The organism is Cellulomonas sp. GbtcB1, from assembly GCF_019091725.1.
In the GTDB taxonomy this organism is placed as follows: Bacteria; Actinomycetota; Actinomycetes; order Actinomycetales; family Cellulomonadaceae; genus Cellulomonas.
The window spans coordinates 1-14,094 of sequence record NZ_JAGXJG010000054.1; the positions used below are offsets into that span (position 1 = coordinate 1).

Here is a 14,094-nt window from a genome sequence, read left to right on the forward strand (position 1 = left end):
GGCCGCGGGCGGCGCGGGCGGCACCGAGCCCGCGGCCGCGCGGCCGGCCGACCCCGCAGAGACCACCCCCGACCCGCACGCCGTCGTCACCACCGGCCCCTCCTCCGCCCGCCGGTACGGGCGCGGCGGGGCGGCGGTGGCCGCCGCGACGAGCGCCGTGCTCGTCGCGGCGGTCGCGATCGTCGGCGTCCAGCTGCACGAGGCCCGCGAGCACGCGGCCGAGGACGAGCGGCGCGCCGAGGCGATCGGCCTGACCGCCGAGCTGTCCGCCGCCGAGGACGACTTCCTGTCCGAGCAGCGCCGCACCGCCGAGTCCGAGGCGTCCCGCCGGTCGACCGAGGCCGCCGCCCGGGTCGCCCGCGAGCAGGCCGAGGCCGAGGAGGCCGCGCGCGTCGCCGCCGAGCAGGCCGCAGCAGAGGCCGCCGCCGCGGAGGCCGCCCGTGCCGCGCAGGAGCAGGCCGAGGCCGGCGCCGCGGCCGCCGCGCGGGCGGGCGCGGGATCCGGCTCCGGCGGGGCCCCCGCGGGCGCGCCGAGCAACCCCGGCATCGCGGGCTGGGTCGACGGGCGGCCGGTCGACGGCCAGGGCAACGTGCTGTGGGTGACGTCGGTGCCCACCGCCGACGGCGACGGCTCGAACGGCCACATGCCCGCCTCGCAGATGTGCCAGGTGCCGTGGGGCACCGACCAGCTGGGGTTCGCCCAGTACCTGCGCTGCGACGCCGCCGACGCGCTCACCGCGCTGAACGACGCGTTCCGGGCCCGGTTCGGCGCGTCGCTCGACATGGACCTCACCTACCGGTCGTACGACGACCAGGTGGCGATGAAGGCGGCGTTCGGCGGGCTCGCCGCGGCGCCCGGCACGTCGTCGCACGGGCTCGGCACGGCGCTGGACGTGCAGGAGTGGGTCGGCACCTACGGGTTCGGCACCGCCCGGTACGACTGGCTGGTCGCGAACGGGCCGACCTACGGCTGGTACGCCCCGGCCCGCGTCCGGCAGGGCCAGCCCTACGAGGAGTACTGGCACTTCGAGTATGGCCCGGGCCGCACCTCCTGACCCGCGGGCCGGTCGACCGGTCGGGCCCGGGGTCCTGTGGCACAGTGACGAGGTACCCCGGCCGCCGCCGACGGGGGCGGCGACGAGGCCGCGCCCGGACGGCCGGGCGCGATGCCCAGGAGGCCTCTGCATGACCGCGACCGCTCCGACCGGGACGTCCCCGTCGCCCACCCCCGCGACGCCCGCCCCGCGCACCTCCTCCCCCCTGACGACGGCGCTCGCCCAGCTGTCGTCGGCCGTCGACCTGCTCGGGTACGACGACGGCCTGCACCAGATGCTCGCAACCCCGCGCCGCGAGCTGCACGTCGCCGTGCCCCTGCGGCGGGACGACGGCCGGATCGAGCTGCTGTCCGGCTACCGGGTGCAGCACAACATCTCCCGCGGCCCCGGCAAGGGCGGCCTGCGGTACGCGCCGGGCGTCGACATCGACGAGGTCCGGGCGCTGGCGATGTGGATGACCTGGAAGTGCGCCGTCGTCGAGCTGCCGTACGGCGGAGCCAAGGGCGGCGTGGCCATCGACCCGCGCGGCTACTCCCCCGCCGAGCTCGAGCGCGTGACCCGGCGGTACACCTCCGAGGTGATGCCGATCATCGGCCCGGAGCGGGACATCATGGCGCCCGACGTCGGCACGACCGAGCAGACGATGAGCTGGGTGATGGACACGTACTCGGTGAACTCCGGGTACACGATCCCGGCCGTCGTCACCGGCAAGCCGCTCGCCGTCGGCGGGTCGCTCGGCCGGGCGACCGCCACCTCCCGCGGCGTCGTGCACGCGACCGCCGCCGCGCTGGCCGACGCCGGGACGGAGCTGTCCGAGGTGACGGCCGCGGTGCAGGGCTTCGGCAAGGTCGGCTCGCACGCGGCGCGGTTCCTCGCGGAGGGCGGTGCGCGCGTCGTCGCCGTCAGCGACCAGTACGGCGGCGTGCACCACCCGGGGGGCCTGGACGTGGCCGCGCTGCACACCCACGTTGCCGAGACCGGGTCGGTGGTCGACTTCCCCGGCGCGGACCCGGTGACGAACGCGGAGCTGCTGGCGCTCGACGTCGACGTGCTCATCCCCGCGGCCACCGAGGACGTGCTGGACGAGGACGCCGCCGCGGCGGTCAAGGCCCGCTGGGTGGTGGAGGGCGCGAACGGCCCGACGACCAGCGCGGGCGACCGGGTGCTCGCCGACCGCGGGATCACCGTCGTCCCCGACATCCTCGCGAACGCCGGCGGCGTGGTCGTGTCGTACTTCGAGTGGGTGCAGGCGCAGCAGGCGTACTGGTGGACCGAGCGCGAGATCGAGGACCGGCTGGAGCAGCGCATGCGCTCGGCGTACGCCGCCGTGGCGCAGCGGGCCCGCGCCGACGGCATCACGCTGCGGGACGCCGCGCTGGTGATCGGGGTGCGGCGGGTGGCCGAGGCGCACCAGCTCCGGGGGCTGTACCCCTGATCGGCGCCGCGGCAGGCGTGTGACGAGGGACGCGGCCGGCCCCGGGAAGTCCCCGGGCGCCGGCCGCGTTGCCCCTGAGGTGAGCACCCCCGACGCCGCCCGCGCGCACCAGCCCGTCGTCCGCCCCGAGGTCCCCCTGTCCGTGCTGGACCTGTCCCCCGTCGGGACGGGCGCCACCAGCGCCGACGCGCTCGCCGACTCCACCGCGCTCGCCCGGCGCGCCGACGCCCTGGGCTACCGCCGGTTCTGGGTCGCCGAGCACCACAGCATGCCCGCGGTCGCGTCGACCTCCCCCGGCGTGCTGCTCGCGCACCTCGCCGCGTCGACCGACCGCATCCGGGTCGGCTCGGGCGGTGTCATGCTGCCGAACCACCCGCCGCTGGTGATCGCCGAGCAGTTCGCGATGCTGGAGGCGCTGCACCCGGGCCGGGTCGACCTGGGCATCGGGCGCGCGCCGGGCGCCGACCCGATGACCGCCGCCGCGCTGCGCCGCACCGTCGAGGGCCTGGGCGCCGAGGACTTCCCCGCCGAGCTGCTGGACGTGCTGCACCTGCTGGGCCAGCTGCCCTCGGGTCGCGCCGCGTCCGCCGTCGCGCAGCGGCTGCGCGCCACCCCGGTGCCGGCCGGCACGCCCGAGGTCTGGCTGCTGGGCTCGTCGACGTTCAGCGCGCAGCTCGCCGGCGAGCTCGGCCTGCCGTTCTCCTACGCGCACCACTTCGGCACCGGCATCACGACCACGGCCGCCGAGGTGTACCGCTCGGCGTTCCGCCCGTCCGAGGTGCTGGACGCCCCGCACCTCATGGTGTCGGCGTCGGTGATCGTGGCCGAGTCGGAGGAGCGGGCGCAGTGGCTCGCCGGGCCGTCGAAGGTCATGGCGCTGCGGCTGCGGAGCCGGGGCGCGCTCGCGCCGATCGAGACGCCGGAGGACGCCGAGAAGCTGCTCGCGGACCTCGACCCGGTGCAGGCCGCGGAGTTCTTCGCGAAGGTGGCGGGCACGCAGATCGCGACCACGGCGCAGCCGGCCGCGGCCGCCCTGCGCGAGCTCGTGGAGCGCACCGGCGCGGACGAGCTGATCGTCACGGCGACCACCCACGCGGTCGAGGACCGCATCGCGACCCTGGAGGCCCTGGCCGCCGCCTGGTGACCGCGCCGCGCGGCAGCCCGGGTGCACGCCACCTACGATCTCCGGCCTCGCCACCTCCGGTCGGAGGCGGCGAAGCCGGAGACCGTAGGCGGGACGATCCCACGCGACACGGCGCGCCGACGCGGCGGGCGCGCGGTGCGGCGCGCGGTGGCAGGATCGGCCCCATGGACGAGGTCGTCGGGCGCACGTGGCGGTTCACCGAGGTCGCGGGCGTGCCGCTCGACGACGGGCCGGAGCGCGCGCACCCGGCGCTGACGTTCTCCGGGGACGGCCAGGTCTACGGCACCGGCGGCGTCAACCGGCTGCGCGGCACCTGGTCGTTCGCCCCGGACGGTGGCGACGCCGACCCGGACGGGCCCGCGCCCGACGACGCCGATCCGGGCCGGCCCGCGCCCGCCGACCCGGGCGGAGTGGAGCCCGACGACCCCGCCCCCGGCACCCGCACCGGCACGCTCACGTTCGGGCCGATGGTGACCACGCTCATGGCCGGCACGCCCGAGCACATGGCCCGGGAGCGGGCGGTGCTCGACCTGCTGGCCCACCCCGTGCGCGCAACGGTCGCGGACGGCGCCCTGGTGCTCGTCGACGGCGAGGGGCGGGTCAGCCGCCTGCTGCCCGCCCCCGCCGAGGAGTCCGTCTAGTCGACGCGCCCGGTCAGGCGCGCGGCTGCCGCTCCGCCCAGTCCGCGAGCTCGACGCGCGGTCCGGTGTAGAACGGCACCTCCTCGCGCACGTGCCGGCGGGCGCCGGTCGCGCGCAGGTCGCGCATGAGGTCGACGATGCGGTGCAGCTCGTCGGCCTCGAACCCGAGGATCCACTCGTAGTCGCCGAGCGCGAACGACGACAGCGTGTTGGCGCGGACGTCGGCGTAGTCGCGGGCGGCGTGGCCGTGCTCGCGGAGCAGCTCGCGGCGCTCCTCGTCGGACAGCAGGTACCACTCGTAGGACCGCACGAACGGGTACACGCACAGGTAGTCGCGCGGCTCCTCGCCGGCGAGGAACGCCGGGACGTGCCCGCGGTTGAACTCGGCGGGGCGGTGCATCGCCGCGACGGACCACACCGGCAGCAGGTGCGCGCCGAGCTCGCTGGCGCGCAGCCGGTGGAACGCCTGCTGCACGGCCTCGATCGTCGGGGCCCACCACCAGACCATGAGGTCCGCGTCGGCGCGCAGGCCGGCGACGTCGTACCAGCCGCGGACGACGAGGCCCTCGGGGGCGTCGGGGCCGGTCAGCGCGGCGAGCGCCTCCTCGACGACGCGCTTGCGCTCGACACCGTCGGCCGGCAGCGGCTCGGTGGTCTCGAACACCGCGTACATCGCGTACCGGATCGAGGCGTTGATCTCGTCGGCGACCTCGGTGCTGTGCCCGCCGGCCGGCGGCGTCGTGGTGCTCATCGTGCTGCTGCTCCCTCGCTGGTGTCGTCCGCTCGCTGCTGGTTGATCGTGGGCAGGCCCGTGTCGACGCCGGCGCGCTGGAAGCAGCAGCCGACGGCGCACCGGTCGGGCCAGGCGCCGAGCACGCCGACCGTCACCCGCTCGGGGTCCTCGCCGCGCTCGGCGGCAGCGCGCTCGAGCATCAGGTCGACCAGCCCCGCGACGAACGGCGCCCGGGTGGACGCGGACCCGGCGCGCACCGCGGCGACGCCCAGGTCCTTCGCGGTGGCCATCGCCTCGGTGTCGAGGTCGTAGGCGACCTCCATGTGGTCGGACACGAAGCCGATCGGCGACATGACGACCGCGGTGGTGCCGGCCTCGGCGCGCTCGGCGAGCACGTCGTTGATGTCGGGCTCCAGCCACGGCTGCGAGGGCGGGCCGGAGCGCGAGCAGAACGCCAGGCTCCAGTCCGGCGACACACCGAGGTCGGCGGCCACGAGCTGCGCCACCTCGCGGCACGCGTCCTGGTGCTGGGCCAGGTAGCCCGGGCGCGCGGCGGCGGAGCCGGCCTCCATCGCGAGCGGGATCGAGTGCGTGACGAACAGCAGCGGCGCCTCGGCCGCCACCTCGGCGACCGGCCGGCCGACCTGGGCGGCCAGCTCGGTGAACGCCTCGACCACGGCGTCGGCGTTCGCGCGCACGAACCCCGGGTGGTTGAAGTAGTGCCGCAGCTTGTCGACCTGGACGCCCGCGGCGGCCTCGGCGTCGGCGCAGCCGTCCGCCTCCCCCGCCACGCCTGCGAGCGCCGCGGCGACGTGCTCGCGGTACTGCCGGCAGCCGGAGTACGAGCCGTAGGCGCTGGTGACGACCGCGAGCACGCGGGACGTGCCGCGCTCGCGCAGGTCCGCCAGGGCGCCGTCGGTGTACGGCTCCCAGTTGCGGTTGCCCCACGCGAGCGGGGTGTCGATGCCACGGGCGTCGAGCTCGGCTCGCAGGGCGGCGAGCAGCTCGCGGTTCTGGTCGTTGATCGGGCTGCGGCCGCCGAAGAGCGCGTAGTGCTGGCTGACCTCGACCAGGCGCTCCTCGGGGATGCCCTTGCCGCGGGTCACGTTGCGCATGAACGGCAGGACGTCCTCGGGCTTCTCCGGGCCGCCGAACGAGAGGAGGAGGAGGGCGTCGTACGGTGCGAGCGACGACGCCGTCACGGTGGGGGAAGACACCGCCTCATCATCCCATCGGCCCCCGCACCCGCCCGCCGGGAGGCGGACCACTCAGGCGTGATCTTGATACGACGGCGCGTCAGATCGCGGGGCGGCGCGGGCGGGCGCCGCGCCGGGCGCGGGCGTCACCCCTTCACCGCCCCACCCAGCCCCGCGCCCCGCAGGAACAGCCGCTGGAACACCAGGAACAGCAGCACCGGGATCAGCGTCGAGATCGCCAGCGCCGCCATCAGCACCCCGAGGTCGGTGGTGGCCTGCAGCGACGGCAGCCGCACCGAGAGCGGCTGGATGTCCGGGTCCCGCAGCACGAGCAGCGGCCACAGGAAGTCCTTCCACGACGCGATGATCGCGAACACCGACACCACGCCGAGGATCGGCCGGCTCATCGGCAGCACGATCGACCAGAACAGCCGGAACGGCCCGGCCCCGTCGACCCGTGCGGCCTCGAACACCTCCCGCGGCAGGCTGTCGAAGAACCGCTGCATCAGCAGCACGTTGAACGCGCTCGCCCCCGCCGGCAGCCAGACCGCCCAGTACGAGTTCATCAGCGACCGGCCGAGCAGGGGCGGGTCGAGGATCACCAGGTACAGCGGTACCAGCAGCACGACGGCCGGCACGAACAGCGTCGCCAGCACCGCCGCCTGCACGACCTTCGCGTACCGCGGCCGGAGCACCGACAGCAGGTAGCCGCCGGTGGTCGCGACCAGGACCTGGCTGGCCCACGCCCCCGCGGCGAGCACCACCGTGTTGAGGAAGTACCGGCTGACCTGCACGTCGTTCCACGCGGCCGACAGGTTGTCCCAGGCGACGCCGTTCGGGAACACGGCCAGCGGCGTGCGCAGGATGTCCTGGGTCGGGGTGACCGCGAACTTGGCGAGCAGGACCAGCGGGCCCAGGCCGCACAGCACGAGCAGCGCGAGCAGCACGCCGTGCGAGAGCCGCATCGACCGGCGGACCAGCGGCCGGCGCCAGTCGGCAGGCGACAGGGCGCCCCGGTCGGCCTCGTCGGGGCGGGTCCCGGAGCGGCGGCCGAGGCGCGGTCCGCGGCGGGGGCCGCCCGGGTCCGCCGGGGAGGCCGCCGCCCCCGCAGCGACCTCCGCCGCGGCGACGTCGGCCGCCGTGGTCGGACCGGCGGGACTCGTCGACGTCGTCATGTCTGGCTCCAGGACCGGGTGAGGCGGAAGTACACGACGGACAGCACGGCCAGCACCGCGGCGAGCATGAGGCTCAGCGCGGTCGCCGCCCCGTAGTCGCCGCCGAGGCTCTGCCCGAACGCGTACCGGTAGACGAGCAGCAGCACCGTGATCGTCGCGTTCGCCGGCCCGCCGTCGGTGAACAGGTACGGCTCCAGGAAGACCTGCGCGGTCCCGATGATCTGCAGGATGAACGTGATGAGCAGGACGCCGCGCAGCTGCGGCATCGTCACGTGCCAGACCTTGCGCCAGACCGACGCCCCGTCGACCTCGGCGGCGTCGTACAGCTCCCCCGGCACCGACGTGAGCGCGGCCAGGTAGATGATGATCGTCCCGCCGGCCGCGGCCCAGGTCGCCTCCAGCACGAGTGACGGCATCGCCCAGTCCGCGTCCTGCAGCCAGGGCACCGGCCCGGCGCCGACCCAGCCGAGCATCGTGTTGAACACGCCCTCGGGCCGCGCGTCGAAGAAGAACTTCCACAGCAGCACGGCGACGACGGGCGGCACCACCACGGGCAGGTACGCCAGCGCGCTGTACAGGCCCTTGGCCCGGCGGACCTCGCTCATCAGGACGGCGGCCAGCAGCGGCACCGGGTAGCCGAAGAGCAGGGCCAGCGCCGCGAACCACAGCGTGTTGCCGACCGCGGTGGCCAGCAGCGGGTCGGCGAGCACCGTGCGGAAGTTGTCCAGGCCGACCCAGGCGGTCGTGACCAGGTTGGTCTCCTGGAGGCTCATCACCACGGCCTTGCCGATCGGCAGCCAGGAGAACAGCCCGAACACCACCAGCAGCGGCAGCGCGAAGACGAGCGTGCTCAGCCCGCCGCGGCGGACCCAGGTGAGAGGGGTCCGCCGCGGCGAGGTGGCACGAGCCTCGTGGGTCAGGGCCACGTCAGCCCGCGTTCTTGTCGAGGATCGCCTGCACGTCCGCGTCCGCCTGCTCCAGCAGCGCGTCGATGTCGGCGTCCTCGTCGGTCAGCACCGCCTGGACCACCGTGTCCAGGGCGCCGTACAGCTCCTGGGTCGAGCCGGCCGGCTCCGGGACCAGGGGCTGGTCGAAGATGACGTCGGTGAACCCGGTCATCTGGTCGAGCGGCACGTTCACCAGGTCGGCGATCCAGGTCTGCGACTCGTCGTACTGCTCCTGGCTGAAGATCGGCAGCACCGGGGTGCCGACCGGCTGGTCCGAGGCCACGAGCGTCTCGGCGTCCTTCACCGCGGCGTCCTGGTCGGTGAGCTTGCGCAGGTAGTAGAAGTCGATCCACTTCACGGCGGCCTCCTTCTGCGCCTCGGAGGCCGAGGTGCTGACCGCGGCGAGCGTCCCGCCGCCGAGCACGCCCGCGTCGTCGCCCTCGAGCGGCACGGCGGTCAGGCCGTAGTCGTCGGGGTTGATCGCGTTCGTCTGCACCAGCGAGGTGTAGACGTCCGAACCCGAGGTGTACATGCCGACCTGGCCCGCCGCGAACGCCTGGTTGATCGACGACCAGTCCAGCAGGAAGTTCGCGCCCATGGAGTTGTCCTCCCAGCGCAGGTCGTGCAGGTACTCCAGGGCCTCCTTCGTGCCGTCGTTGTCCAGCGTGGCGGTGTAGGTGCCGTCGTCGTTCGTCTCCTGGACACGGCCCCCACGGGCGTACGTCGCGACGGTGAGCTGCCAGCCGCCCGTGTTGTTCTGCGTCATCGTGGCGTAGCCCGCCTGGCCGGTGGCGTCGGCGATCGCCTTGGCGTCCGCGCGCACCTCGTCCCAGGTGGTCGGCGGGTCGTCGGGGTCGAGGCCCGCCTGCTCGAACAGCGCCCGGTTGTAGTGCAGGCCGATGCCGTAGACCGACTTGGCCGGGATCGCGTACACCTTGCCGTCGGCGCCGGTGCCGGCTTCCAGGACGTTCGGGTTGAAGTCGTCGGCGTAGGGCAGCGCCTGGACCTGCGCGTCGATGTCGGCGAGCTGGCCGTTCTCGATCAGCGTCTTGCCGTCGGTGAACGGGATCTCGAACACGTCGGGCAGCGTGCCGCCGGCGAGCTGGGCGGCGAACGTCGTCGCCTTCCACTCGTACTCCTCGGGCTGCACGTCGATGTCCGGGTTCGCCTCCTCGAACTGGGCGACCTGCTCGTCGAAGGCGTCGAACGCCTCCTGCTCCGAGCCGGGCAGCAGGGACACGACCCGCAGGACGGTCTTGCCGCCCGACGTGCCGTCGCCCTCGCCGGCGTCGTCGGAGCCGCTGCTGCACGCGGCGAGCAGGGTGAAGGACAGCGCGCCGGTCAGGGCGAGCGCCGTCGTGCGTGAGGACCTCATCGTCACTCCTCGGGTCGGGTGGTGCGGTGGGTGGTGGGTGGTCAGGCGGCGCGGAGCCAGGCCGCGGTGTCGGGGTCGAGCGCGGTGCCGTCGGTGGGGCCGCTGGCCAGCAGCACGCCGCGGTGCGGGGGCAGCGGGACCGGGCCGGCGGACAGGTTGACGACGCACAGCACGTCGCCGCGGGCGAAGGCCAGCACGCCCGGGCCGGCGTCGAGCCAGCGCAGGTCGCCGTCGCCGAGGCCGGGCTCCGCGCGGCGCAGGGCGAGCGCGGCGCGGTACAGCCGGAGCATCGAGCCGGGGTCGGCCTCCTGGGCCGCGACGGTCCGGTCGGCCCAGCCGGCGGGCTGCGGGAGCCACGGGCCGGCGGTCGCCCCGTCGAGCCCTCCGGGCGAGAAACCGTACGGCGGCCGGTCGCCCCACCACGGCAGCGGCACCCGGCAGCCGTCCCTCCCGGGGTCCACCCCGCCGGACCGCTCGTGCATCGGGTCCTGCACCGCCTCGGGCGGGAGGTCCTCGACCTCGGGCAGCCCGAGCTCGTCCCCCTGGTACAGGTACAGCGAGCCCGGCAGCGCGGCGGTGAGCAGCGCGGCCGCCCGGGCCCGGCGGGTCCCGAGGTCGAGGTCGGTCGGCGTCCCCGCGCGCTTGGCGGCGAACGCGAACGACGAGTCCGCCCGGCCGTACCGCGTCACCGGGCGGGTCACGTCGTGGTTCGACAGCACCCAGGTGGCCGGGGCGCCGACGTCGCGGTGCGCGGCCAGCGTGCGGTCGACCGACGCCCGGAGCGCGGCGGCGTCCCACGGCTGGGCCATCACGTCGAAGTTGAACGCGGTGTGCATCTCGTCGGGGCGCAGGTAGGCCGCGAACCGCTCGGCGTCGTCCAGCCACACCTCCCCGACCAGCACCCGGGTGCCGGCGTAGGAGTCGGCGACCTTGCGCCAGGCGCGGTAGACGTCGTGCAGCTCGTCGCGGTCGAGGTGCGGGTGCCCGCCGGGGCTCGTCGCCGTGCCGGGGGCCGGGAGCTCCGGCAGCGCCGGGTCCTTGACCAGCAGCGCGGCCGAGTCGACCCGCACGCCCGCGACGCCCCGGTCGAACCAGAACCGCAGCACGTCCTCGTGCTCGGCCCAGACGTCCGGGTGGGTCCAGTTCAGGTCCGGCTGCTGCGCGGTGAACAGGTGCAGGTACCACTCCCCCGGCGTGCCGTCCGGGTTCGTCGTCCGCGTCCAGGTCTCGCCGCCGAAGCTCGACTCCCAGTGCGTCGGGATGCCCGCGCCGTCCGGGCCGGTGCCCGGGTGGAACCAGAACCGCTCGCGCTCCGGGGAGCCCGGGCCCGCGGCGAGCGCGGCGCGGAACCACGGGTGCTGGTCCGAGACGTGGTTCGGGACGACGTCGACGATCGTCCGGATGCCGAGCGCCAGGGCCTCGGCGATCAGCGCCTCCGCCTCGGCGAGGGTGCCGAACGCCGGGTCGATCGCGCGGTAGTCGGCGACGTCGTAGCCCCCGTCGGCCATCGGCGACGCGTACCAGGGCGTGAACCACAGCGCGTCGACCCCGAGGTCCCGCAGGTACGGCAGCCGGCTGCGGACGCCCGCGAGGTCGCCGGTGCCGTCGCCGTCGCCGTCCGCGAACGAGCGGACGTAGACCTCGTAGATCACGGCGTCCCGCCACCAGGTGGGGTCGTCGCTCGGGGGATGCACCACGGCGTGCCTCTGCTCTCGGCCGGTCCGCGGTCGTCGGTGACCGCGTAGCAGGGACACTAAATCCGGCGACGGCTCTCGCGCAAGAAGTCGACAGCAGCGTTATCGAAACGCGACACGCGGGCGCGACGGTGTGCGGGGGCGCCGGGAGCGCGGCGGCGCACCCGGTTCGGTGGGTGCAGCCCGGTTCGGTGGGTGCTGGCACCGAACTCGGCGACAGGCACCGAACTCGTGGGCTCGGAGCGACCCGATGCCCGGTCAGGCGGCTCGGGACGTGCGGGCGTGCGAGCGGCGTCCGGCGCGCCGGGCGCGCGGCCGCGCGGGCGGAGGGGCGGGTCGGGGCGGGTCGGGGCGGCGCGGTCGGTCGGCGCAGACGACCCCGGCGGGTCAGGCGCCCGGGGCCGGGGCGGTGCTGCCGCGGACCACGAGCTCCGGCTCGAACAGCAGCTCGTCCGTCGACACCGGGTGCCCGCCGATCAGGCCGACGAGCAGGTCGATCGCCGCCCGCCCCATCGGCTCGATCGGCTGCCGCACGGTGGTCAGCGGCGGCTCGGTGCAGTTCATGAACAGCGAGTCGTCGTACCCCACCACCGACACGTCCTCCGGCACCCGCAGGCCGGCGCGCCGCGCGGCCCGGATCGCCCCGAGGGCCAGCGGGTCGCTCGCGCACACCAGCCCGGTCAGCCCCTGCCGGAGCAGCCGGGTCGCCGCGGCCTGCCCGCTCTCGAGCGAGTAGGCGCTGCGGGCGATCGCGTCGTCCGCGAGCTCCACGCCGAGGCGGGCGGCGGCGGCGCGGGCGGCGTGCAGCTTGCGCTCGGAGGGGACGTGGTCGACCGGTCCCAGCACGAGCCCGATGCGGGTGTGCCCGAGCGACGCCAGGTGCCCGACGGCCTGCTCGACCGCCACCTCGTCGTCGCAGGACACCCGCGGGAACGGCAGCTCCTCGATCGAGGCGTTGATGAGCACGACGGGCAGGCCGCGGTCCGCGAGCAGCGCGTAGTGGTCGTGGTCGGCGCCGCGCTGGGCGAAGTTGCCGCCGGCGAACACGATCCCCGACACCTGCTGGGTGAGCAGCAGGTCGACGTAGTCGGCTTCCGAGACGCCGCCTGCGGTCTGCGTGCAGAGCACCGGCGTGTAGCCCTGCTGCGCGAGCGCGCCGCCGACCACCTCGGCGAACGCCGGGAAGATCGGGTTCTGCAGCTCGGGCAGCACGAGGCCGACGAGGCGGGCGCGCTCGCCGCGCAGCTTGGTGGGCCGCTCGTAGCCGAGCACGTCCAGCGCGGTCAGCACCGCCTGGCGCGTCTGCTCGGACACCCCGGTGCGGCCGTTGAGCACGCGGCTCACCGTCGCCTCGGACACCCCGACCTTCTGCGCGACCTCCGCGAGCCGTCCAGCCATGCTCGCAAGTCTACGACTCGATCGCGCAAGCGGCTTGCAACGATCCGCGCCGCGTCGTCACGCGCTGGCCGCCTCCCGCGGGGCGAGCGCCCGCAGCTGCCCGGCGATGTCCCGGGCCCAGGTCCGGACCGCGTCGAAGTCCCGGTGGTCGCCCTCCTTGGCGCGGGCGCCGGCGATGATGGCCCGCTCCGCGAACGCGAGCTCGCTGCGCAGCAGCCGCCCGGCGAACGCCCGGTGCCCCACCGCCCCGACGTCCTGCATGAGCGCGAGCAGCTCGTGCGGGCTGTTCGCGCGCGCCGCGGGCTGCGTGGCGAGGCCCGAGGAGAACACCCAGACGTGCCGCCGCCGCAGGTCGCCCGCGAGCCGCGCGGCCAGGTCGCGCGCCGACGGCATCCAGTGCGCCGTGTACACCGCCGAGCCGAGCACGACCGCGTCGTACCCGTCGACGTCGACGACGTCCTCCGGCGCGGCCTCGTCGACCACGTGCCCGTCGGCCCGCAGCACGTCCGCGACGGCCGAGCCGATCTCCGCGGTGGCACCGTGGCGCGAGGCCACCGTCACCAGGACGTTCATCGCTCTGCCCTCCAACGGCTGGGTCGCGGCGGTCGCGTCCGACCCCCTCCCGGCCCGGACCCGCCGACATCCATGGTCCGTCGCGGACCGGGCCCCGTCGTGGGCCGGAGGTCCCCCCGGCCGCCGGCCCGTGGCCTGGGAGGCGGCGTCACGGCGCACCCGCGTCCGCGTCGTGACCTGCGGCGTCGTCGCCGCGGTCGAGGTCCGGGATGGCCGGCTGCCCCGCCCGGAGCGCGCCGGCCACGTCCGTGAGCGCCGCGAGCTGCTGCGGGTCCAGGGCCCCGCCGACGTAGTGCGCGATGGCCTGGACGTGCCGCCGGCCGACCTCCTTCTGCAGCGCCGCTCCTGCCGCCGTGAGCCCGACGACGACGCCACGACCGTCGCCCGCCGCCGGGGCGCGCCGCACCCAGCCGGCCTCCTCGAGTCGCTCGACCATCCGGCTCAGGCTCGGCTGGCTGAGCAGGCTCGACTCCCCCAGGTCGCGCAGCCGCAGGCCCTGCGGCGCGCGGGACAGCGTGAACAGGACGTCGTACTCCCGCAGCGTGATGCGGTCCCAGATCGGGTCGCGCTGCAGCCGGCGCATGATCGCGACCTGGGCGCGGAACAGCTCCTCCCAGGCGACCGCCGCGGCCCGCACGTCCACCGCTCCGGCCGCGGGCCCCGGGGCCGCCGCCGTCTCCTGCACCGTCATCGCCGCTCCGTCCGCCGGTCCATGCGTTCGCATCTACC

General features: G+C 75.4%; 13 protein-coding genes. 4 read left to right on the forward strand and 9 right to left on the reverse strand.

What is annotated here, in order from left to right; all coding sequences use genetic code 11:
- The 4 genes from KVT14_RS16385 to KVT14_RS16400 all read left to right on the forward strand — a co-directional run.
- Positions 1–1,054: M15 family metallopeptidase (locus KVT14_RS16385; protein WP_217616639.1), on the forward strand; the 1,054-nt coding region annotated here is incomplete at its 5' end.
- A 130-nt stretch (positions 1,055–1,184) separates the two neighbouring features.
- Positions 1,185–2,489 carry a Glu/Leu/Phe/Val dehydrogenase gene (locus KVT14_RS16390; RefSeq protein ID WP_217616640.1) on the forward strand — a complete coding sequence of 435 codons (1,305 nt, stop codon included), beginning with the start codon at positions 1,185–1,187 and terminating at the stop codon, positions 2,487–2,489.
- A gap of 79 nt (positions 2,490–2,568) precedes the next feature.
- The gene (locus tag KVT14_RS16395; protein ID WP_308161126.1) at positions 2,569–3,633 is read left to right on the forward strand and encodes an LLM class flavin-dependent oxidoreductase; all 1,065 of its coding nucleotides are present in this window, start codon (positions 2,569–2,571) and stop codon (positions 3,631–3,633) included.
- Positions 3,634–3,797: 164 nt separating this feature from the next.
- Positions 3,798–4,274: an META domain-containing protein gene (locus KVT14_RS16400; protein ID WP_217616641.1), complete on the forward strand. Its 477-nt coding sequence runs from the start codon at positions 3,798–3,800 to the stop codon at positions 4,272–4,274.
- Between the two features lie 13 nt (positions 4,275–4,287).
- Here KVT14_RS16400 and hemQ read toward each other — a convergent pair whose 3' ends face one another.
- The 9 genes from hemQ to KVT14_RS16445 all read right to left on the reverse strand — a co-directional run bounded on the left by hemQ (position 4,288) and on the right by KVT14_RS16445 (position 14,056).
- Positions 4,288–5,025 (reverse strand): hydrogen peroxide-dependent heme synthase, encoded by a 738-nt coding sequence (gene hemQ, locus KVT14_RS16405; RefSeq protein ID WP_217616642.1) that lies wholly within the window; start codon positions 5,023–5,025, stop codon positions 4,288–4,290.
- Positions 5,022–6,224, reverse strand: coding sequence for a ferrochelatase (locus KVT14_RS16410; protein ID WP_217616643.1), 1,203 nt, complete (start codon positions 6,222–6,224; stop codon positions 5,022–5,024). The genes hemQ and KVT14_RS16410 overlap by 4 nt, the downstream gene beginning before the upstream one ends.
- A 125-nt stretch (positions 6,225–6,349) precedes the next feature.
- A complete protein-coding gene (locus KVT14_RS16415; protein ID WP_217616644.1) occupies positions 6,350–7,378 on the reverse strand; it encodes a carbohydrate ABC transporter permease in 1,029 nt (342 codons plus the stop codon).
- Entirely contained in the window at positions 7,375–8,304 is a 930-nt protein-coding gene (locus tag KVT14_RS16420; protein WP_217616645.1) for a carbohydrate ABC transporter permease, read from the reverse strand. Before KVT14_RS16420 ends, KVT14_RS16415 begins: the two co-directional genes overlap by 4 nt.
- Before the next feature lies 1 nt (position 8,305).
- A complete protein-coding gene (locus KVT14_RS16425) occupies positions 8,306–9,700 on the reverse strand; it encodes an ABC transporter substrate-binding protein (protein ID WP_217616646.1) in 1,395 nt (464 codons plus the stop codon).
- Positions 9,701–9,741: 41 nt separating this feature from the next.
- On the reverse strand, positions 9,742–11,397 hold the full coding sequence (locus tag KVT14_RS16430; protein WP_217616647.1) for a glycoside hydrolase family 13 protein: 1,656 nt from the start codon (positions 11,395–11,397) through the stop codon (positions 9,742–9,744).
- A 384-nt stretch (positions 11,398–11,781) separates the two neighbouring features.
- A complete protein-coding gene (locus KVT14_RS16435) occupies positions 11,782–12,792 on the reverse strand; it encodes a LacI family DNA-binding transcriptional regulator (RefSeq protein ID WP_217616648.1) in 1,011 nt (336 codons plus the stop codon).
- Between the two features lie 57 nt (positions 12,793–12,849).
- Complete coding sequence (locus tag KVT14_RS16440; protein ID WP_217616649.1) at positions 12,850–13,365, reverse strand: flavodoxin domain-containing protein; 516 nt, start codon at positions 13,363–13,365, stop codon at positions 12,850–12,852.
- A gap of 148 nt (positions 13,366–13,513) precedes the next feature.
- Entirely contained in the window at positions 13,514–14,056 is a 543-nt protein-coding gene (locus KVT14_RS16445) for a MarR family winged helix-turn-helix transcriptional regulator (protein ID WP_217616650.1), read from the reverse strand.
- Positions 14,057–14,094 lie beyond the last annotated feature (38 nt).

Excerpts from the sequence above, each read along its gene's own strand:
- KVT14_RS16390 (WP_217616640.1), top strand. The coding sequence starts at position 1,185 with ATGACCGCGACCGCTCCGACCGGGACGTCCCCGTCGCCCACCCCCGCG.
- KVT14_RS16400 (WP_217616641.1), top strand. The coding sequence starts at position 3,798 with ATGGACGAGGTCGTCGGGCGCACGTGGCGGTTCACCGAGGTCGCGGGC.
- hemQ (WP_217616642.1), bottom strand. The coding sequence starts at position 5,025 with ATGAGCACCACGACGCCGCCGGCCGGCGGGCACAGCACCGAGGTCGCC.
- KVT14_RS16415 (WP_217616644.1), bottom strand. The coding sequence starts at position 7,378 with ATGACGACGTCGACGAGTCCCGCCGGTCCGACCACGGCGGCCGACGTC.
- KVT14_RS16425 (WP_217616646.1), bottom strand. The coding sequence starts at position 9,700 with ATGAGGTCCTCACGCACGACGGCGCTCGCCCTGACCGGCGCGCTGTCC.
- KVT14_RS16435 (WP_217616648.1), bottom strand. The coding sequence starts at position 12,792 with ATGGCTGGACGGCTCGCGGAGGTCGCGCAGAAGGTCGGGGTGTCCGAG.
- KVT14_RS16440 (WP_217616649.1), bottom strand. The coding sequence starts at position 13,365 with ATGAACGTCCTGGTGACGGTGGCCTCGCGCCACGGTGCCACCGCGGAG.
- KVT14_RS16445 (WP_217616650.1), bottom strand. The coding sequence starts at position 14,056 with ATGACGGTGCAGGAGACGGCGGCGGCCCCGGGGCCCGCGGCCGGAGCG.